Genomic DNA, 19,212 nt, shown 5'->3' with positions numbered 1-19,212 from the left:
ATGTATGATTCTGCTTTTTCATGCTCATGGCTGTATCAACTCGTGTAAATAAAAACCTCAGCCAATCCTCTTTAGATATATACTCTCCATTCGCAAAATCTCAGAAAAAAAACAAAATATAGCCTTGAATGTCAATACACGCGACGATTTCGAAAAATATTCTCAAAAGCCCGATCGCCGGTTCTACGGCGTGGCTACTTTACGCTGTCTCGGATTTCATGCCGGTGTAGAGCTGGTAATATCTCTGCTTCTTGGCGATGAGTTCGTCGTGCGTACCCTGCTCTACGATGCGTCCCTGCTCAAGGACAATTATGCAATCACTGTTCTTGACGGTTGAAAGCCTGTGTGCAATTACAAAGGTCGTTCTGCCCTTCATAAGCCTGTCCATACCGTCCTGAACAATCTTCTCTGTTCTCGTATCAATCGAAGATGTAGCTTCATCAAGGATAAGTACCGGAGGATCTGCAATAGCTGCTCTTGCAATAGCAAGGAGCTGACGCTGTCCCTGTGACAGATTGGCTCCATCACCTGTAAGCATAGTGTCATAACCCTCGGGAAGCCTCTTGATAAAGCTGTGTGCATTTGCAAGTTTTGCTGCTGCGATTACTTCCTCATCAGTTGCATTAAGCTTGCCGTATCTGATGTTGTCCTTAACCGTACCCGTAAATAAATGCGTATCCTGAAGCACTATTCCGAGCGAGCGGCGAAGGTCCGCTTTTTTTATCTTATTGATATTGATGTTGTCATATCTGATCTTACCGTCCTGAATGTCATAGAATCTGTTGATCAGGTTTGTTATCGTGGTTTTTCCTGCTCCCGTAGAACCTACAAAAGCAATCTTCTGTCCGGGTGTTGCATGAAGAACGATATCATGAAGAACCATCTTTTCATCCGTATACCCAAAGTCCACGCCGTTGAAAGTTACATCACCCTCCATCGGCTGGTAAGTTGTCGTATCGGTAGCCTTGTGATAGTGCTTCCAAGCCCAGTGACCCGTATGATGATCGGCCTCTTTTATCTCGCCGTTCTCCTCAATCGCATCGACAAGCATTACGTAGCCGTCATCTGTCTCAGGCTGTGCATCGAGAAGCTTAAAGATACGATCCGCACCGGCAAGAGCCATAACTATCGAATTAAGCTGCATGCTGACTTGGTTAATCGGCATACTGAAATTTCTGTTAAATGTAAGGAAGGATGCAAGCGCACCAACTGTAAAGCCTACGGCAATATTATCAGAAAGAGCTATCGCACCGCCGACCATCGCACAGATAACATAACTTGTATTTCCAAGCTGTGCGTTTATAGGACCAAGAGATCCCGAAAAAGCATTAGCCTTAAATGCACTGCTGCAAAGAGCTTCATTAAGCTCATCAAACTTCACAATACTCTCAGACTCGTGATTAAATACCTTAACCACCTTCTGTCCCGTCATCATCTCTTCAATGTAACCGTTAAGCGCACCGAGGTTCTTTTGCTGCTCCACAAAGTTTTTTCCCGAAGCCTTGGTAGCCATAGCTGAGCAAAAAAGCATAACTCCGACCATAACAAGAGTCACAAAAGTAAGCGGTATGCTAAGAATAAACATTGAAACAAGCACGCTGACAATCGTAATTCCGCTGTTGATAAGCTGGGGAATACTCTGGCTTATCATCTGTCTGAGCGTGTCGATATCGTTTGTATAAATTGACATGATATCGCCGTGCGCATTTGTATCAAAATACTTGATGGGAAGGCTTTCCATATGGGTAAAAAGCTCCTCACGAAGTCTTCTGAGCGTTCCCTGATTGATATATACCATTACTCTTGACTGAACGTATGCCGACAATGCACCGAGAGCATAGAAAATCGCAACTCTTCCTATAGCACCAAGAAGCGGCCCGAAATCATTGCTTCCGCTGTCGAGCATTGGCTGTATATACGAGTCAATAAGACTTTTTGTAAAAAATGTTCCCTGAATATTTGAGGCAACCGTTATAAGTATGCACACCAAAACAGTAACCATGTGCACAGGATAATATCTAAACACATAACCCATGAGCCTTTTAAAAAGAGCTCCGGGATTTTCAATCTTAGGCTTTGGCATGCCGCGTCTGTTACCGCCGCCCGGCCCTACTTTTATCTCTTTTGCTTCTTCTGCCATAATGAATCCTCCTTAAGCCTGCTTATCAAAGTCTGCATTTGCACCACCGGTCTGCGATTCGTATACTTCTCTGTAAATAGTGTTATTCTCAAGAAGCTCTTTGTGTGTTCCAAAACCGCTGATCTGACCGTCATCCATGACGATTATCCTGTCGCATTCCTGAACGGACGCGATTCTCTGTGCAATGATAAGCTTGGTAGTTCCGGGTATTTCCTCTGCGAACGCCTTTCTGATCTTGGCATCCGTAGCTGTATCAACCGCACTTGTTGAATCGTCGAGAATAAGTATCTTGGGCTTTTTAAGAAGCGCTCTTGCAATACAAAGTCTCTGTCTCTGACCGCCTGATACATTGGCACCGCCCTGCTCTATATATGTGTCATATCCATCGGGCATTCTCTCAATAAATTCATCTGCACAAGCCATCTTGCAGGCTCTTATGCAATCCTCTTTTGTCGCGTTCTTATCGCCCCATCTGAGGTTTTCTATTATAGTTCCGGAGAAAAGAACATTCTTTTGAAGCACCACGGAAACCTGATCCCTGAGTGTCTCCATATCATAATCTCTTACGTCGATTCCACCTACCTTAACGGCACCTTCAGTTACATCATAAAGTCTGCTGATAAGGTTAACCAAAGAAGACTTGGCAGATCCTGTTCCACCGATAATTCCGATTGTTTCACCTGACTTGATATCAATATTGATGTCTTTTAAAACAGGCTCTTCCGAAGTCGTATTGTATGCAAAAATTACATGCTCAAAACTGATGCTTCCATCGGGAACTGCTGTGATCGCGTTTGGCTTATTTGTGATATCGGGTGTCTCTTCCAAAACTTCTGCGATACGCTTTCCGCTTGCCTGTGCCATAGTGAGCATAACAAAGATAATTGCAAGGAACATCATACTCATAAGGATATTCATGCAATAAGCCAAAAGTCCCATGAGTTCACCTGTTGTAAGGCTTCCCGCAACGATCATGTGCGCGCCGACCCAGCTTATCAGAAGGATGCACACATAAACGGTAGCCGTCATCATAGGTCCCATCTTAATAACGTTCATCTCAGCTCTTACAAACATGTTGTAAATGTTTCCGGCAGCTTTTTTGAACTTATCATTCTCATAGTCCTCACGAACATAAGCCTTTACCACTCTGATCGCGGAAACATTCTCCTGAACACTCTCATTGAGTTCATCATATTTTTCAAAAACTTCTTTGAAATAAACAGTCGCCTTACTCATGATAATAGCCATGAACGTGGCAAGAACACCTACAGCCACGAGATAGATCGTAGCAAGCTTGGGGTTGATCATAAATGACATGATCATCGCGCCAATAACGGTCGCCGGCGCTCTCATTGCCATTCTGAGAAGCATCATATATGCATTCTGAATATTGGTGACATCGGTTGTAAGCCTTGTTACAAGGCCCGATGTAGAGAATTTGTCTATATTGGAAAAAGAAAAAGTCTGAATATTATCGAACATAGCCTTTCTGAGGTTCTTTGCAAGACCTGTAGACGCCTTCGATCCGTAATACGCTCCTCCAAGTCCCGCAGCGAGTCCAAACAGAGCGATCAAAAGCATCATAATGCCCACTCTGAAAATATACGCCATGTTCTCTCCGTATATACCGTTGTCGACAATCTTTCCCATAAGCTTTGGGATGATCATCTCCGCCGCAACTTCACCGATCATACAAAGCGGCGTCAAAACGGATACGAGCTTATATTCTTTTAGTTCTTTACCTAACGTTTTTATCATAGTCTCTCTCCTGTTGTAATCTTCAATCAAGTATTATATAACTAAAAAAAATTGTGTTCAATTGATTTTATAGTTATTTAAGATTAAAAAAGCACCTTCTTTCATCACCGGATCTGGTTTAGAACCATCATCCAAGAAAGAGGTGCTTTCTATTTTTAATCGTAAATCAATTTTTTAAAGCTGAGGATCAGGAGTATTCGGTGTTCCTTCAGGCTGTGGTGCAAGAACAACCGGTGTTCCTTCAGTTTGAGGAGCAGGTGCGACAGGCATTCCTGCAGGCTGCGGTGCAAGGATATCAAGATGATATCCGGTTTCATCGTAAGCTGCCTGTATCATAACATCATGGTCAAATATATTCCTGAACCTGAAGTCTTTTCTGGTTTTGTATGCAATAGCTGCATCATCTCCCTGCTTATAGTAGTCAACAGGTTTTGAATGATTGTGTCTTTCAACAATCTTGCAACCGGCATTCATTGCTGCGTGGTAAAGAGCGCTGCTTATCTTACATACGCCTCCGCCGTAATCATATCCTCCGACAACATGTGCTATAACATATCCTTTTTCAGGTGGTGTTCCCCTTCCGATCGTGCTTGCGTATGAGAATGTCTCTCCCGGTTTTACAATATATCCGTTTATATATCCGCATGCGACTCTCGCATTTACGTTATTTGCATCCTCATTAGCGGGATACAGCATGATATCTTCATGACCGATGCTTGCCCAAGCTATATTTTCAGGTGCCGGAGCCGGAGCTTCAGCAACAGGTGCTTCGCTTACAACTTCCTCTGTAACTGCATTATCTTCAACAGGATTCACCACTTCTGCGCCGGCTTCAACTGTTTCAGTAATTCCTTCCTGATCTCCCGGAGCAAATGTTTCTTCCATATGTACAAAAACTTCTTCAGGTGATGATGAATTATTTCCATATCCGATGATTGTTGCGCACAGCACCGGCACTGCGATTGCCATAGTAATACTTTTCTTTCTCATTGCTTGCACGTAATTCCTTTTTTCTAGATTTTTCCAAATAAAAAATAGCGATACTTACGCATCGCTATCAGATCAATTGCAACTGGCTGTCCTTTCGGACCCTATAGCTTTGCGTCATTAGATTTCTCTAATTTTGCCAATAATTATCTATATATAGTTCTTTTTTTATTAAAACAGAGTAATTATACCGTAAGGTCCGATTAAAGTCCATAATGAAATTTATCATTCTGCAATTTCACTTCAGCTATATTTCACTCAACGCACTTTACATAAAAAGATTAATTATACCTGTCAAAATTAAAGCATATGAAAGCAACCGCAATAACATTGATAATATTCCCCTCGCCCCTCTTAGCAATCCAAGTGTAGCAGCTCCAAATAGAATCAAACCTATCCCACCAGCCAATCGACCAACAATATTTATATCAACAATTGATAATTGAGATATATATATTACAAACAAGCATGCTTCGATCGCAGCAACAAAAAAAAGTATCCTTTTAATAATTTCGAAAGAGTTACCTTCTTTTTCGCCGGATAAAAGCTCATATGAAACACATTCATATATCCCTTTTTTTATTCTTATACATGTAAATGCACAATCTTTTTCCTTTGCAGGCATATTTTGTGTAAATAAAATTCTGCCTCCTTCAAATTCGCAATAAGATTTTACATTCGGCATAAAAGCATAATTTCCCAGCATTAAATCCGTATATTTTATTATCTTGTATTCTGTGGCTTTTAGTTCAAAAATCTTTTCTTTATTATTCCTTATATTTTTTTCTGAGAAATATCGATATACAGATCCCGCAAACAATATAAAATATAAAAAAAAGAATGTTCCTGCAAGCTCTATATCCCACCTGCTCTCATCAAACATTGATGGATTAGAAGTAGTCATTATATATATACAAACAAACGCTCCCAGTAAAGAAGCTATTCCCAGTAAGGCAATCTGTACTTTGGCAATATTTTTATGGTAATTCTTTAACGGAATAACTCTAAGTATAAAAGCAAATGTAGCTATTAGAAGTTCCAATGCTATTATTGTTGCTATCGTTACTATATACATAACTTAACCCCCAAATACTTCTGATGTAAAACTTACCACTGCTTTTGGAGCATCACACAATGCATCAGAAGCAAGTTCTGCTATATCTTTTCCGATTGCCATCTCCATGAGAGAATTTGCCGCCCAAACCACACCTACGCTAACAGCTCCTACTGCCAAGACCGGTGCACCTGACCCGAGTATAAATCCTGCCAATGCAGTTCCACCAATTGATAAAACTACATCTACTCCTGTTTCAATTACTGACTCAGCCACTACTCTTCCATTTGTCATCTCAACACCTGATATGCGTGCCTGTTCCTGTTCTTCAAAATTATCAACCACATTAAATGCAAAATCCGCAATGGCTCCAGCCCACTTTACTCCTGCTTTAAAATTCTTTAGTTTTGCAGCACGTTCTGCTTCTCTTCCTACATTTTTTAATGCTTGTCCAGTTAAGTCATCAGCATTTTCTATAGCTTCAGCCCCAGCTTTTTTTACATTCTTGAATAAATATGACTCTGCATCATACTTTAAAGATCTTTTTGCAACTTCTCCTCTGCTTACGTTTTTTAATTCAGCACCTTTTTCAGAAATAAGTTCAAGAAAACTTCCCTTTTTAGCACTCGAAAAAAGCATACCATTTGCTTTTTTTATATCTCCACTGTAAACTAGTGTGCTCGCCCAAGTCGCGAACGTAGTCTCAACATCCTGCACTAGCTTAAACCCTGCTACTCTTTTAGAACCTTTATCATTATCTGAAGTTGCAATATCATATACATCAACGCCAAATTTACCTTCGGCTCCGACAGACTTAGTAATCCCCTTAATAAGACCTTTTATGTCAGCATCTCCGGCAACGGCACGTCCGATAACCTTCTTCTGTGCCTCTGGATGTAGTTCCTTAAGAACCTCCTCGAAAGCCGTAACTTCAGGTGCAGATAGCTCATCCATCCTATTATTTAATATATCTTTTAAAACATCAAGATTATATGCACCGTTTCCATCTTTCCACTTTTCCTTGCATTTATCAACCATGGAAACCTGATTACACAGTTTTTCTATGCCGTTTTTCCAAAGCGGGTTATAAAAGAATACAAATGATTTAGTAGAAAAATCTCTTGAAAGTTCCTTAAGTCCATTTGTTGCTGCTGTCCTAATAGACACACTATCCTTAAATAAACCTTTTGAGTCAGTTTCTATCTGATCAAACTTCTCTTCGAGTCCTTTCCAGTAATTGTATTCTTCCTCATAAATATCTGCCCTATTCAAATGATTATGATATTTTGAATCCCAATACCCTTTTTCATCTTCAGGCGCAGAATCTCTTCTCCTTTTTGCTTTATCGGCTTCATGACGTTCATGCTCTTCATTTTGCTTTGCTTCTCTTTTTTTGGGTAAAATAACACTGCCATCAAGAATATCAAAGCCAAGCATAGCCCACAGAGTTTTATTATCTGCAATATCACAATCATTTGCAGTCATGATGGCATCTATAAGAACAACATAATTATCACAATGTCCAAAAAAACTTTCTGATCCCTTACCTGTAAAAGTAACATCTCGTGACGAATTATATATTCTTCTTAATGCTGAGAGCTTCCCGTTATTTGCTGTAAAAACGGAAATCGCTGTATGACACTGCATTTTCAGCTTTCCCTGATCTAAATAATCACTTTCTACCATTGTTTTTCCTCACTTACGTTTTTCACTCATAATCTTATACTTTTCTTTAATCAATGCCCTTTAAACAGTTTATCAAAAGCTTCTTTTCTAGCTTTTTTCTTTGCTTCATCTGCCATAATTTCGTCATATATCTCCTGCAACTCAGCCTGATCCAGCGTATTTGAGTTTTTAGTATTGTACTTATTATAATCGGGTATGTTTGCAGTTAAGTCCACTGTTATATAATTGCTTGCCTGCTGGTCGGCATCTTCATAGTTCTCTTTCATAGTTGCAATATTTTTACATTCATTAATTGCCGAATCCTGTGTATTTTTCCGCAACTCTTTCTCCTCAGCGAATCTCATATGTGCACTTTTATTTGCTGTTATATTACTTTTATGATCTTTCTTAGCCTCGTCGATGTCTTCTCCAAGATAACATCCTGCTACGAAAAGACGTTTCCTAAAACTTTCTATTTCATCGCCTTTAATCTTTATTTCCATTCCATCAGCCATTTTTCATACTCCTAATCACTCATTTTTTTTTCGTCGCTGCTCATTTCCTTTTTGATTCTATATTCCTTTTTATCAAGTTCATCCATTATTTTTCGTTCTTTTTGTTCTATAGAATCATAAAAATCTGAAATATCGTTATTACTCCTTCTAAAATATGCTGCACGCCTTTCGTACATGTCCACGAGTACAGGATCGTTATTTATGTTTGAATACTCTAAATCTCTGTATTCATTATTCATCCTATGAACCAGCTCCTCGTTTTGACTTTCAAGTTCTTTTCGCAATCCGGCGTATCTGCTTTGCACTTCTTCTCTCTCAATCCGAATTGCATTAAGCTCCTTCCTGTAGTCACGCTTTTCTTTTTCCATGCATAGACCTCGTATTTTCTATATTCTTTATCTCTTTTTTCTTATATCGTAGTATTCATTATTAAAGCCATAAATATACTATCATTTGCACTTTTCTGTTTCAGCAAACATATAAAGATGTGGCATGTGATACGATACTTTTATCAAAACAGATTATTAAAAACGTTTTATACAACACAAAAAAAGCTCAATAAACAGTGAAAAAAATAAATCTATTCCGCAATTTATTCCATAAATCAATTCACATAATATCCGATATCCTTTAAATCACTTCCGCTCACGGGCTTCATAAAGTTGATATTGGGAAGCACTCCGTTTGCGCCTCGAGGCGCTGAGAGTTGGGAAGCATCAAGGCTCTCGAAATCGTCGTTAGTGCAGTTATATCCACTGTTCCATGAGCAACTTCCAACTTTTGTTCCTCTACCGATATTTGTAACCGCTCCATTTAAAGAAATATTGCATCTAAGGAACTCTCTTGTTCCCGGAATATCCTTGGAATCCGAAGGACTCACTCTTTCAAGCATGTTATAGTTGCCTCTTGCATTACCGTAAGCCACATTGTTGGTCCAGTTTGCTGCCTGTCCGGGCTGGTGGTTTGCATAGAATCCGTTGGATGCATTATTTACAGCAATGCAATGTGATACGGTATGTACAGGAACTGTGTTCGGAACCTTGCCCGTGCCGTAGCCACCAATCTTGAATCCATTGGAATCTCCGCCTTTATTCATATTAAATGCCCAGCAGTTCTCGAAAGTGTTGGCACCCTTGGATGTAATGCAGTCAAATCCGTCATCACCGCATGACCATGCCCTGCACTGCTGGAAAACAACGCCCTGACCGTGCGCGCCGAAACCGTCGGTATTCGAATTGGAATTTCTATTCGAAGTGAAAAGATTATAAGCATCGCACTTTATGCACTTACCGCTTCCGTTGTTGCAGAAATAAAAACCGTTTGCCTGTGAATCACAGCATGTGATCTGATTAAACGTGGCATTTCCCTCTACTCTGAAACACTCAGACTGCTTCTGGTTTCCCACGGGAACTCCCGTAACTTTAAAGCAGAGGAAATACACTCCCTGCACTCCGCTCTTGATATGAAAAGCCGCCACTCTCTTATCCGTAGGCACTCTTGAAAAATCAAATACAGGTACATCCTTGGATGTGTAAGCTCTGTAAGTGATGTTGCTCTTTGTAAACTCATTTACATAATTGTAGTTGTTGTCTTTGGCCGCAATACCAAAATCATTGTATGTGCCGCCCATAATATACACGGTGTCTCCCGCCGAAGCCGCCTCCTGAGCTCTCATCAGGCTCTTAAACGGTGCCGATACAGACGTGCCGGCGTTTGAATCGTTACCCGACGGTGAAATATACCAGTCAGCAACATAAGCCTTACAGTCTGTTTTAACAAATAAAAAAATACAAAACGCCATGATCACAGCGTATTTTAGCGCATCAAAAACTTTTCTCATACAAAATTCTTCTTAACATATTGTTAATAATATTGTAATAATCAAGCAGGCAATTTTCAATCATAAATTACATACATAAAGTGGCAAAAATGATATAATGTTTCGGATTTACTTATTTATAAAGGAGATATCTTAGAAATGCTTTGGGCCGGACTTGTTTTGTTCTACGGAATCGTGAAGGGATTTCGTGATGTTGTAAAAAAGAAAGCGCTGACTAAAAATACCGTAATGGAAGTGCTTTTTGTATATACCTTCCTTACTTTTTTATTCTGTATACCGGAGGCGCCCGCGGCATTTAAAGGATTTCCTCCGAAATATTTTTTTCTGATCGCGATAAAGAGTTTTGTAATATTCATAGCGTGGATATGCTCGTTTAAGGCACTCGACAATATCCCCATCAGCTTATACGGAGTTCTTGACCTCTCAAGGATTCTCTTTTCAACCGCATTCGGAATATTTGTGTTAAAAGAAAAAGGCTCAATATATTCAACTGTCGGCCTTCTACTCATACTCTTCGGGCTCTTGTTCTTAAAGATCTATCCCGAGATGAAAAAGCGTTCCGACACCCTCGGAACATACAAGGCAGAAAAAATACCACCCATATATGTATGGATGGTACTTGCTTCCTGTATTTGCAATGCGATATCCGGATGCCTCGATAAAATATATATGAGAGATATCAATTCCTCTCAGCTTCAATTTTGGTACATGTTTTATCTTGTGATCTTCTACGGCATGTATTTTGTCGTAAGACGCATCAAGATAAGTTCTTCCGTGTGGAAGAACGGCTGGATCTGGATACTCAGTTTCCTGTTCTTTATTGCGGACAAAGCGCTGTTTATCGCCAATTCCTTCGCTGATTCGAAAGTCATAATAATGACTTTACTTAAACAATCCGCCTGCATCGTCTCTATCATATGCGGAAAGTTTATCTTCAAGGAAAAAAATATCGGCTACAAGATCTTTTGTGCGGCTATCATACTCGTAGGTCTTGTAATAAGCATGATTGGGCAGTAAACAATATAGTTTTTCCATTAACAAAAAGAAGATTCGCACTAAGTGATCAAATTAGTGCGAGTCCTCTTTTTCGTGCAGAGCACTTACCAAAGTATTAAAAAATTTGTGCAAACTATGCAAAGCTTATTCACAGCGCGTCCTTCATTGACTTCACATACTCTCCGACATACTTCGGAGCTTCTTTTCCATACTTCTCAAGAATCTTGATTATCGCAGAACCAACAATTGCGCCGTCAGATATCGCTGCCATCTTCGCTGCCTGCTCGGGTGTTGAGATTCCAAAGCCGATAGCGCAAGGAATATCGGTATTCTCGCGAATGACTTTTACGATCGATGCAAGGTCTGTCTTAATCTCAGATCTTGTTCCCGTTACGCCAAGACTTGATACGATGTAGATAAAGCCCTGTGCCTCTTTAGCGATCATTGAAATTCTGTTCTCGGATGTGGGCGCGATAAGCGAAATGAGATCTACTCCGTATTTATCGCAGACAGGAGAAAACTCCTCTTTTTCCTCAAACGGAAGATCGGGAAGGATGATTCCGTCTACACCGGTCTCTTTGCAAAGCGAGATGAATTTCTCAGAACCATATGAAAATACTACGTTTGCGTAAGTCATAAACACGAAAGGTGTATCTGTTTCTTTTCTAAGTTCCCTTACAAGATCAAAAACTTTATCTGTTGTAACTCCACCTGCCAGCGCGCGGATATTTGCACCCTGAATTACAGGTCCCTCGGCTGTGGGATCGGAAAAAGGTATTCCGAGCTCTATAAGATCTGCACCGTTTTTGCATGCTTCAAGAACAACTTTTTTGGTGGTCTCAAGGTCGGGATCTCCACATGTGATGAAGGCGATAAATGCCTTGCCGTTTTCAAATGCTTTCTTAATGTTACTCATGGATATCCTCCCCTCTGTAGCGAGCGATTGCTGCGCAGTCCTTATCTCCTCTTCCCGAGATTGTTACAACGATGATCTTGTCTTTGTCATACTCTTTTGCGACCTTCATAGCATAGGCAACCGCATGAGCAGACTCAATTGCGGGGATGATTCCCTCTGTGCGTGAAAGATATTCAAAAGCATTAACGGCCTCATCGTCAGTCACAGGCACATACTCAGCTCTCTTGATATCATGAAGGTATGCGTGCTCAGGTCCGACACCGGGATAATCAAGTCCTGCGGATATCGAGTAAACAGGCGCAATCTGGCCGTACTCATCCTGGCAGAAGTATGACTTCATTCCGTGGAAAATTCCCACTCTTCCTGTATTGACGGTCGCTGCAGTCTCGAAAGTATCTATTCCGCGTCCTGCTGCCTCGCAGCCGATAAGCCTGACTTCCTTATCTTCTATAAAGTTATAGAAACTTCCGATAGCGTTTGATCCGCCGCCGACACAGGCAATAACAGCATCGGGAAGTCTTCCCTCTTTTTCAAGAATCTGCTGTTTAGTCTCCTTAGAGATAACAGACTGGAAATCTCTAACTATTGTTGGGAACGGATGAGGTCCCATGACAGATCCGAGGCAGTAATGTGTATCATCGATTCTTGAAGTCCACTCTCTCATGGCCTCCGATACGGCATCCTTAAGTGTTGCAGTTCCTGACTTAACAGGGATAACTTCTGCGCCAAGAAGTCTCATTCTGTACACGTTAAGAGCCTGTCTCTTCGTATCCTCTTCGCCCATGAATACAACACATTCCATTCCCATAAGAGCTGCTGCCGTAGCTGTCGCAACACCGTGCTGTCCTGCGCCCGTCTCAGCTATGAGCCTTGTTTTTCCCATTTTTTTGGCCAAAAGAGCCTGTCCGAGAACGTTATTTATCTTATGAGAGCCCGTGTGGTTGAGGTCCTCTCTCTTAAGATAGATCTTTGCTCCGCCAAGGTCTTTTGTCATCTTCTCTGCGTAGTAAAGGCGTGAAGGTCTTCCCGCATATTCATTCAAAAGTTCTGTGAGCTCTGCGTTGAACTCAGGATCGTTCTTGTAATGATTGTAAGCTTCTTCAAGCTCTATTACTGCATTCATAAGTGTCTCGGGTATATACTGTCCGCCGTGTATACCGAAACGTCCATTTTTATTGGTCATGGTACATCCTTTCACAAAAAATGTTTTTTATTCATATAATCGCAGATTCCTGCGCATTAGCGTGCTGATACGATAGATCTTTCGCAATTTATTTATCTGATTGCCATCGTGTCTTTATACTAATTTCTTGCGTTTCCGACAAATCTTTCCATCTTGCTTCTGTCTTTTTTGCCGTCTGTCTCTATCCCCGAACTTACATCAACCGCATAGGGTGCAACCACCCTCACAGCTTCCGCAACATTATCGGGATCAAGCCCTCCGGCGAGGAAAAAATCTCTTTTCACCCCTTCAAGTATCTTCCAGTCAAACGCTTTTCCCGCTCCCTGACCGGAATCGATAAGCACATAGTCGGCATCGGATTTCTCGATATCAGCTATATCTTCGCTGCCCTTAACCTGAAAAGCCTTGATGACAGGCTTATCTGTCAGCTTCCTAAGTTTTGCGATATAGCTGTTATCTTCGCTTCCGTGGAGCTGCGCGATGTCTATAATACCATTATTTAGAAGATCTGCGACAACTTTCGCATCTTCATCGACAAAAACTCCAACCGCCTTGATCTGCGGATCAAGAAGCTTTTTAAGCTCTGCCGCCTTGTCCTTAGTAACATTTCTCTTACTCTTTTGCCACAAGACAAAACCGATAAACTCAGGCTTTAAAGCATTCGCGGCTTCTATATCCGAAACCGATGAAAGCCCGCAAAGTTTTATCTTGGGGCGCTTGTATCTATTATCTGTCATAGCTCTTTTCCTTATTAAAGACATCATATGCCTTTAAGTTCATTCAGCTTAGCCTTCTTATCTGCTGCTCTCATAAGTGTCTCGCCGATAAGAACCGCATCCGCGCCGATTTTTCTAAGCTTTGCTACATCTTCCGCCGTCTTTACACCGCTCTCGGAAACAAAGACCGAACCTGAAGGGATTATCTTTCTGAGCCTCTCGCTGTTTGATGTATCAACGCTAAAGTCCTTAAGATTGCGGTTGTTTACTCCGATTATGGAAGCTCCGAGCGCGACGGCTCTTTTGACCTCTTCCTCATCATGAGTCTCGACAAGAGCAGAAAGTCCAAGGTCGTTACATATTCCAAGATACTTCTCTATAGCCGCATCATCAAGGATCGAGCAGATGAGAAGAACCGCCGAAGCGCCGAGTACTTTTGCTTCGTAGATCATGTACTCATCTACCGTGAAATCTTTTCTGATGCAGGGAATTCCCACCATCTCGGTGATTTCCTTAAGATACTCATCTTTTCCCAGGAACCACTTTGGCTCTGTTAATACGGAAATGCAGTCAGCGCCTGCTTTCTCATACTCTTTTGCAATCTCCAGATAAGGAAATTCCTCAGCGATTATACCCTTTGAAGGAGAAGCTTTTTTACACTCGCAGATAAAAGAAATATCATCACGCCTAAGGTTCTTCTCAAACTGGAAATCTCCTTTGGGCATCGCAAGTGCCTTCTGCTTTACCTCTTCCAAAGAAACTTTCTCTTTGGCTATATCAACTCGTTTTCTCGCATATGCTGCGAGTTCATCCAAAATAGTCATAGTTATTTACCTGTTACTTACTTCAATAAGTTTCTCAAGTGTCTCGTATGCTTTGCCTGAATCAATAAGCTCTGCCGCAAGCTTAACTCCTGCTTCGAAGGTGTCTGCCTTTCCACCGATGTAAAGAGATGCACCGGCATTTAAAAGAACCGCATCGCGCTTGGGTCCCTTCTCGCCCTTTAAGATCTTTCTTGTAATCTCGGCGTTCTCATCGGGTGTTCCGCCTACAAGGTCCTCTTTCTTGCATGTTGTAAGTCCGAAGTCCTCAGGCTTTATAACATATGATTTGTACCATCCGTCTCTGATCTCGCAGATTGTTGTCGGAGCGCTGAGTGAGATCTCATCGAGCTTATCCTGTCCGTAAACTACCATACCTCTCTCAACTCCGAGGCTTACAAGAACTCTTGCAAGGGGTTCAACGAGATACTCATCGTAAACACCAAGAAGCTGCATCTTGGGTGATCCGGGATTTGTAAGGGGGCCGAGGATGTTGAACACTGTTCTGAATCCGAGTTCTTTTCTGATTGCGCCTACATACTTCATTGACGTGTGATATTTCTGGGCAAAGAAGAAGCACATTCCTGCTTCCTTTAAAAGTTCGATACATTTCTCGGGATCCTGCTGAATGTTTACGCCAAGTGCCTCAAGACAGTCAGCTGTTCCGCACTTTGAAGAAGCCGCCCTGTTTCCGTGCTTTGCAACTTTCATTCCGCCTGCTGCCGCAACAAGTGCAGATGTAGTTGAAATATTAAAGCTCTGAGCGTTGTCTCCGCCTGTTCCTACGATCTCGAAGATATCCATTCCGGTGTCAACTTTGGTCGCATGGTCTCTCATAGCTGCTGCACAACCTGCGATCTCATCTGTTGTCTCAGCCTTTGCTGACTTTGTGGAAAGAGCTGACAAAAAAGCTGCATTCTGTGTAGGTGTTGTCTCTCCTCCCATGATCTCATTCATTACTGCATAAGCCTCATCATATGTAAGGTCTTCTTTGTTTACGATCTTTACTATTGCTTCTTTTATCATTGCTGTTGCCTCCTGTTATATCTTATTTATTTGATTATGATATATGAATTGCTCCGTTTCTTCGAAACTTTCGCAATTCTACAAACATTCGGAAACCGCTAATTTACTACGTAAATTGCTAATTCCTCATATTTGTTCGGGTCATAAAGTCAAAATGCTTAACATACAAGCATGTACGCATTTTGGACTTATGACGCCTATATCATATAAAGTTTCTTAACATCTCTTTTCCCTCGGGAGTCATTATTGACTCGGGATGGAACTGCACTCCGTAGATTGGATAATCCTTATGCTGAACTGCCATTATCTCTCCGTCGTCAGTCTTTGCGACAACTTCAAGGCACTCAGGCATTGTCTTTTCATCTGCTGCAAGTGAGTGATATCTTGCAACGCTCACCTTTTCGGGAAGCCCTTTGAACAAAGGACATTCCGCATAAAAAGATATTGTCGATTCCTTGCCGTGCATCAGCTCTTTTGCATATGTGATCGTAGCACCAAACGCCATGCAGATTGCCTGATGTCCGAGACACACGCCAAGTGTCGGGATTTCTTTTCCAAGCTCTTTTGCCGCTTCAACTATAATTCCCGCATCCTCAGGTCTTCCGGGCCCCGGCGAAATGATAAGTCTGTCCGGCTTAAGCGCCCTTATCTCATCAATCGTTAGTTCGTCGTTTCTGATCACTTTGATGTCAGGCTCTATCTCACCGATCATCTGATACAGATTATATGAAAAACTGTCATAGTTATCTATCAATAAGACCATCACTCCACCTCCTGTGAAAGCTCAAGTGCTCTGAGTGAAGCCTTTGCCTTGTTGAGGCACTCCTCATACTCTTTCTCCGGATTGGAATCGGCTACGATGCCGGCTCCGCTTCGAACGAACACTTTGCCGTTCTTCTTATAAACAATCCTTATGGCGATACATGTATCCATGTTGCCCGTAAAATCTATATATCCAACAGCGCCGCCGTAAATTCCGCGCTTGTTGTTCTCAAGTTCTCCGATAAGCTTGCACGCCTTGATCTTTGGCGCTCCAGAAAGTGTACCTGCGGGAAGTACCGCATTTACCGCATCTATGGCATCGAACTCTTTTCTTATAACTCCGCGCACTGTTGAACCGATGTGCATTACGTGTGAGTATCTTGTGATCTCGTGGAGCTTTTCAACTTCTACGCTTCCAAACTCGCTTATCTTGCCAAGATCGTTTCTTCCAAGGTCAACAAGCATGTTGTGCTCTGCAAGTTCTTTTTTATCCGCAAGAAGCTCTTTTTCAAGGGCCTTGTCCTCTTCCTCGGTCTCGCCTCTTTTCCTTGTTCCCGCAAGAGGGAATGTATGAAGCACGCCATTCTCAAGTTTAACCAGCGTCTCAGGCGATGCTCCCGCAACTTCCACGTCTGTTCCGGAAAAATAGAACATGTAGGGCGAAGGATTGATTGTTCTGAGCATTCTGTATGTATTTAGAAGACTTCCTTCGTAGTCGGCCGAGAGCCTGTTTGAAAGGACTATCTGGAAGATGTCGCCTTCTTTGATATGATCCTTAGCTCTCTCAACCATGTCACAGTATTTTTCTTTGGTAAAAAGAGGTGTCACTTCGCCAAGAAGCTTTCCGGGCTTTTCGGTACTCTTTTCTCCCTTGTACAAAAGATCTTTTATCTTTCCAAGTTCTTCTTTTGCACTGTTATAATTCTCTTCAATGTTGCCTTCTGTCTTGATATTTATGATAAGAATTATCTTCTGTCTTACATTATCAAAGGCAATGACCTTGTCAAAGAGCATGAGGTCCAGATCCTTGAATGCATCGGTGTCCTCTACATTGCATTTTGCAGTCGGTTCGCAATATCCGAAATAGTCATAAGAGAAATATCCGACAAGTCCGCCTGTAAAAGAAGGAAGGTAATCAAATCTCGGGCTCTTGTACTTTGAGAGGATGTCTCGAAGGTATGCATCAGGCTTATCCGTTGTCACCTTGAGATCTCCCGCAACAAGCTCATTGTCCTTGCAGGTTATTTCCATCTTGGGATCATACCCCATAAATGTATATCTTCCCCAGGTCTCGTCCGCCTGCGCCGACTCAAGCATATAGCAGTGAGTCGATACGTTCTTAAGTTTTCTCATTGCTTCGATCGGAGTGATGAAATCCGACAAAAGTTCGCAGCTTACAGGAATAACGTTGTATTCCTTTGTCGCAGCTATGCTCTTTACTTGTTCCAATGTAGGTGTAATGTTCATAGTACTGTCCTTTCGTGGTGATGAATTGTGTCGGTGATGAATTGTATCGGTTTACTAAGGGTTGATACTCTGCTTATGTTTTGCTTTGCTTATGTTTTTGCGTGGTCTCGCTTGCGAAATCCCTGCGCGTTAGCTACGCCTATTTTGCGCGGTTGCGCGATATTTGAATTGCTCCGAGCATATAAAATGCTGTTATAAATCCTTTTTATATACCTCCGAAATAAAGTCATGGTATAAAATTCAAAAAACATAAGGTTTTATATGCCTTTTTGCCTATATTTTTTCAGCAAAAACATATAGATAATATGTGCAAGAACCGATTTATATGCTTTTGAGCCTTTTCTTACGGTAAAAAAACATATAAAAAGTGCAAGGATTAAAACCTTTATATGCCGCAATCCCAATCTCAACAAATCCGTTATCACGGAACAAAGAGTAGCAATCGAGCGGTATTACAAAGCAATTATTATCATTACCACAAGGTGTGCTTATTGCATAGGATTTCGATTGCGAAATCCCTGCGCATTAGCTGCACTTATTTTGCGTGATATACGGATTGCTCCGCTTCGCTCCCGCAATCCTTCATCCATTCGGAATCCGCACTATCGTGCTACTTCCTCATGTCTGTTCGGGTTATCAATGCAATCATTTGATCATGCAAGCATGACAAATGATTGTATTGTAACACCTATATCACGCAAAAAAGTCCTTGATAGAGCCTAAACTCTATCAAGGACGAATACTTAAACTTTATCCGCGGTGCCACCTTGAATTCATGTGTTACCATGCAACTTAGCGAGATACCAACATATCCCCGGCAAATCACGCATGCCTTACGTCGTAGAATACTGGGTGAATATTTATGCGGTAGTTACATACCCAAAAATCACTTTCATCGGAAGCCCTGCTCTCGTGCTTAGCACTCGTCAGAACAATGTTCGATGAAGAAAACCATAGATTTCCTATCTCACTTTTCACTACGCCCTCAGCGGTCCATTTGACAACTTGTTTCATGCCTGATTCTCAGCACCTCAGACTCTCTGTATTGGCATCATTGCCGTTATCTCCGCTTCAACGGTTTATTGAATATTTATTTAAAAAGATATTATACCAACGTCTCGTTCATGTCAAGTATTTCCAGCTAAACGTTCATCTAATTGAAAACTATACTTCTAATTATTATTAGAACCATTGCATCTGCCACCGTATACTTTCCTTCCGTATCTTCTGTACGGTACCATTTCCTGCCTTTATACCGTACGCTTTCCTTTCAGCCTTTATGTACGGTGTCATTTCCTGTTTTTACACCGTACACTTTCCTTTCAGCCTTTCTGTACGGTGTCATTTCCTGTTTTCACACCGTACG

Annotated in this window: 16 protein-coding genes and 1 riboswitch; of the genes, 1 reads left to right on the top strand and 15 read right to left on the bottom strand. The window is 41.5% G+C overall.

Going from position 1 to position 19,212, the window contains the following annotated elements; genetic code table 11:
- Positions 1–199: 199 nt before the first annotated feature.
- From DL92_RS0115125 to DL92_RS0115090, 8 genes are all read right to left on the bottom strand, one after another.
- Entirely contained in the window at positions 200–2,140 is a 1,941-nt protein-coding gene (locus DL92_RS0115125; RefSeq protein ID WP_026668188.1) for an ABC transporter ATP-binding protein, read from the bottom strand.
- A gap of 12 nt (positions 2,141–2,152) precedes the next feature.
- The gene (locus tag DL92_RS0115120) at positions 2,153–3,898 is read right to left on the bottom strand and encodes an ABC transporter ATP-binding protein (RefSeq protein ID WP_026668187.1); all 1,746 of its coding nucleotides are present in this window, start codon (positions 3,896–3,898) and stop codon (positions 2,153–2,155) included.
- A 174-nt stretch (positions 3,899–4,072) separates the two neighbouring features.
- Positions 4,073–4,888, bottom strand: a complete 816-nt coding sequence (locus tag DL92_RS20480) for a VanW family protein (protein WP_051625379.1) — start codon at positions 4,886–4,888, stop codon at positions 4,073–4,075.
- 74 nt (positions 4,889–4,962) lie between these two features.
- Positions 4,963–5,036: riboswitch (cyclic di-GMP riboswitch) on the bottom strand.
- 117 nt (positions 5,037–5,153) lie between these two features.
- Positions 5,154–5,960, bottom strand: coding sequence for a hypothetical protein (locus DL92_RS0115110; RefSeq protein WP_026654146.1), 807 nt, complete (start codon positions 5,958–5,960; stop codon positions 5,154–5,156).
- 3 nt (positions 5,961–5,963) lie between these two features.
- Positions 5,964–7,625: a hypothetical protein gene (locus tag DL92_RS0115105; protein WP_026668186.1), complete on the bottom strand. Its 1,662-nt coding sequence runs from the start codon at positions 7,623–7,625 to the stop codon at positions 5,964–5,966.
- 50 nt (positions 7,626–7,675) lie between these two features.
- Positions 7,676–8,119: a TIGR04197 family type VII secretion effector gene (locus tag DL92_RS0115100; RefSeq protein ID WP_026654143.1), complete on the bottom strand. Its 444-nt coding sequence runs from the start codon at positions 8,117–8,119 to the stop codon at positions 7,676–7,678.
- An 11-nt stretch (positions 8,120–8,130) separates the two neighbouring features.
- Positions 8,131–8,487, bottom strand: coding sequence for a hypothetical protein (locus tag DL92_RS0115095; protein WP_026668185.1), 357 nt, complete (start codon positions 8,485–8,487; stop codon positions 8,131–8,133).
- 236 nt (positions 8,488–8,723) lie between these two features.
- The gene (locus tag DL92_RS0115090) at positions 8,724–9,959 is read right to left on the bottom strand and encodes a right-handed parallel beta-helix repeat-containing protein (protein ID WP_026668184.1); all 1,236 of its coding nucleotides are present in this window, start codon (positions 9,957–9,959) and stop codon (positions 8,724–8,726) included.
- A gap of 138 nt (positions 9,960–10,097) precedes the next feature.
- On the opposite strand from DL92_RS0115090, the gene DL92_RS0115085 reads away from it, so the two are divergent.
- Complete coding sequence (locus DL92_RS0115085) at positions 10,098–10,976, top strand: EamA family transporter (RefSeq protein WP_026668183.1); 879 nt, start codon at positions 10,098–10,100, stop codon at positions 10,974–10,976.
- 127 nt (positions 10,977–11,103) lie between these two features.
- Here the strand turns inward: DL92_RS0115085 and trpA are convergent, their stop codons facing one another.
- The 7 genes from trpA to trpE all read right to left on the bottom strand — a co-directional run bounded on the left by trpA (position 11,104) and on the right by trpE (position 17,846).
- On the bottom strand, positions 11,104–11,871 hold the full coding sequence (gene trpA, locus DL92_RS0115080; RefSeq protein WP_026668182.1) for a tryptophan synthase subunit alpha: 768 nt from the start codon (positions 11,869–11,871) through the stop codon (positions 11,104–11,106).
- Positions 11,864–13,054: a tryptophan synthase subunit beta gene (gene trpB, locus DL92_RS0115075; protein WP_026514971.1), complete on the bottom strand. Its 1,191-nt coding sequence runs from the start codon at positions 13,052–13,054 to the stop codon at positions 11,864–11,866. Before trpB ends, trpA begins: the two co-directional genes overlap by 8 nt.
- Positions 13,055–13,173: 119 nt before the next feature.
- Complete coding sequence (locus tag DL92_RS0115070; protein WP_026668181.1) at positions 13,174–13,791, bottom strand: phosphoribosylanthranilate isomerase; 618 nt, start codon at positions 13,789–13,791, stop codon at positions 13,174–13,176.
- 23 nt (positions 13,792–13,814) lie between these two features.
- On the bottom strand, positions 13,815–14,594 hold the full coding sequence (gene trpC / locus DL92_RS0115065) for an indole-3-glycerol phosphate synthase TrpC (RefSeq protein WP_026668180.1): 780 nt from the start codon (positions 14,592–14,594) through the stop codon (positions 13,815–13,817).
- A 6-nt stretch (positions 14,595–14,600) separates the two neighbouring features.
- On the bottom strand, positions 14,601–15,617 hold the full coding sequence (gene trpD / locus DL92_RS0115060) for an anthranilate phosphoribosyltransferase (protein WP_026668179.1): 1,017 nt from the start codon (positions 15,615–15,617) through the stop codon (positions 14,601–14,603).
- A gap of 202 nt (positions 15,618–15,819) precedes the next feature.
- Complete coding sequence (locus tag DL92_RS0115055; protein ID WP_026668178.1) at positions 15,820–16,380, bottom strand: anthranilate synthase component II; 561 nt, start codon at positions 16,378–16,380, stop codon at positions 15,820–15,822.
- Positions 16,380–17,846 (bottom strand): anthranilate synthase component I, encoded by a 1,467-nt coding sequence (trpE, locus tag DL92_RS0115050; protein ID WP_026668177.1) that lies wholly within the window; start codon positions 17,844–17,846, stop codon positions 16,380–16,382. Before trpE ends, DL92_RS0115055 begins: the two co-directional genes overlap by 1 nt.
- Between the last annotated feature and the right edge of the window lie 1,366 nt (positions 17,847–19,212).

It is taken from the genome of Butyrivibrio sp. AE2005, from assembly GCF_000686965.1.
GTDB classification, from domain to species: domain Bacteria; phylum Bacillota; class Clostridia; order Lachnospirales; family Lachnospiraceae; genus Butyrivibrio; species Butyrivibrio hungatei_A.
This window is presented reverse-complemented; position numbering and strand designations above follow the sequence as displayed.

Bases quoted from the DNA above. Each gene is read 5' to 3' on its own strand.
- trpB (WP_026514971.1), bottom strand. From the start codon at position 13,054: ATGACCAATAAAAATGGACGTTTCGGTATACACGGCGGACAGTATATA.
- DL92_RS0115125 (WP_026668188.1), bottom strand. From the start codon at position 2,140: ATGGCAGAAGAAGCAAAAGAGATAAAAGTAGGGCCGGGCGGCGGTAAC.
- DL92_RS0115100 (WP_026654143.1), bottom strand. From the start codon at position 8,119: ATGGCTGATGGAATGGAAATAAAGATTAAAGGCGATGAAATAGAAAGT.
- DL92_RS0115090 (WP_026668184.1), bottom strand. From the start codon at position 9,959: ATGAGAAAAGTTTTTGATGCGCTAAAATACGCTGTGATCATGGCGTTT.
- DL92_RS0115120 (WP_026668187.1), bottom strand. From the start codon at position 3,898: ATGATAAAAACGTTAGGTAAAGAACTAAAAGAATATAAGCTCGTATCC.
- trpA (WP_026668182.1), bottom strand. From the start codon at position 11,871: ATGAGTAACATTAAGAAAGCATTTGAAAACGGCAAGGCATTTATCGCC.
- DL92_RS0115070 (WP_026668181.1), bottom strand. From the start codon at position 13,791: ATGACAGATAATAGATACAAGCGCCCCAAGATAAAACTTTGCGGGCTT.
- DL92_RS0115105 (WP_026668186.1), bottom strand. From the start codon at position 7,625: ATGGTAGAAAGTGATTATTTAGATCAGGGAAAGCTGAAAATGCAGTGT.
- DL92_RS0115055 (WP_026668178.1), bottom strand. From the start codon at position 16,380: ATGGTCTTATTGATAGATAACTATGACAGTTTTTCATATAATCTGTAT.
- DL92_RS0115085 (WP_026668183.1), top strand. From the start codon at position 10,098: ATGCTTTGGGCCGGACTTGTTTTGTTCTACGGAATCGTGAAGGGATTT.
- trpD (WP_026668179.1), bottom strand. From the start codon at position 15,617: ATGATAAAAGAAGCAATAGTAAAGATCGTAAACAAAGAAGACCTTACA.
- DL92_RS0115095 (WP_026668185.1), bottom strand. From the start codon at position 8,487: ATGGAAAAAGAAAAGCGTGACTACAGGAAGGAGCTTAATGCAATTCGG.
- trpE (WP_026668177.1), bottom strand. From the start codon at position 17,846: ATGAACATTACACCTACATTGGAACAAGTAAAGAGCATAGCTGCGACA.
- DL92_RS20480 (WP_051625379.1), bottom strand. From the start codon at position 4,888: ATGAGAAAGAAAAGTATTACTATGGCAATCGCAGTGCCGGTGCTGTGC.
- trpC (WP_026668180.1), bottom strand. From the start codon at position 14,594: ATGACTATTTTGGATGAACTCGCAGCATATGCGAGAAAACGAGTTGAT.
- DL92_RS0115110 (WP_026654146.1), bottom strand. From the start codon at position 5,960: ATGTATATAGTAACGATAGCAACAATAATAGCATTGGAACTTCTAATA.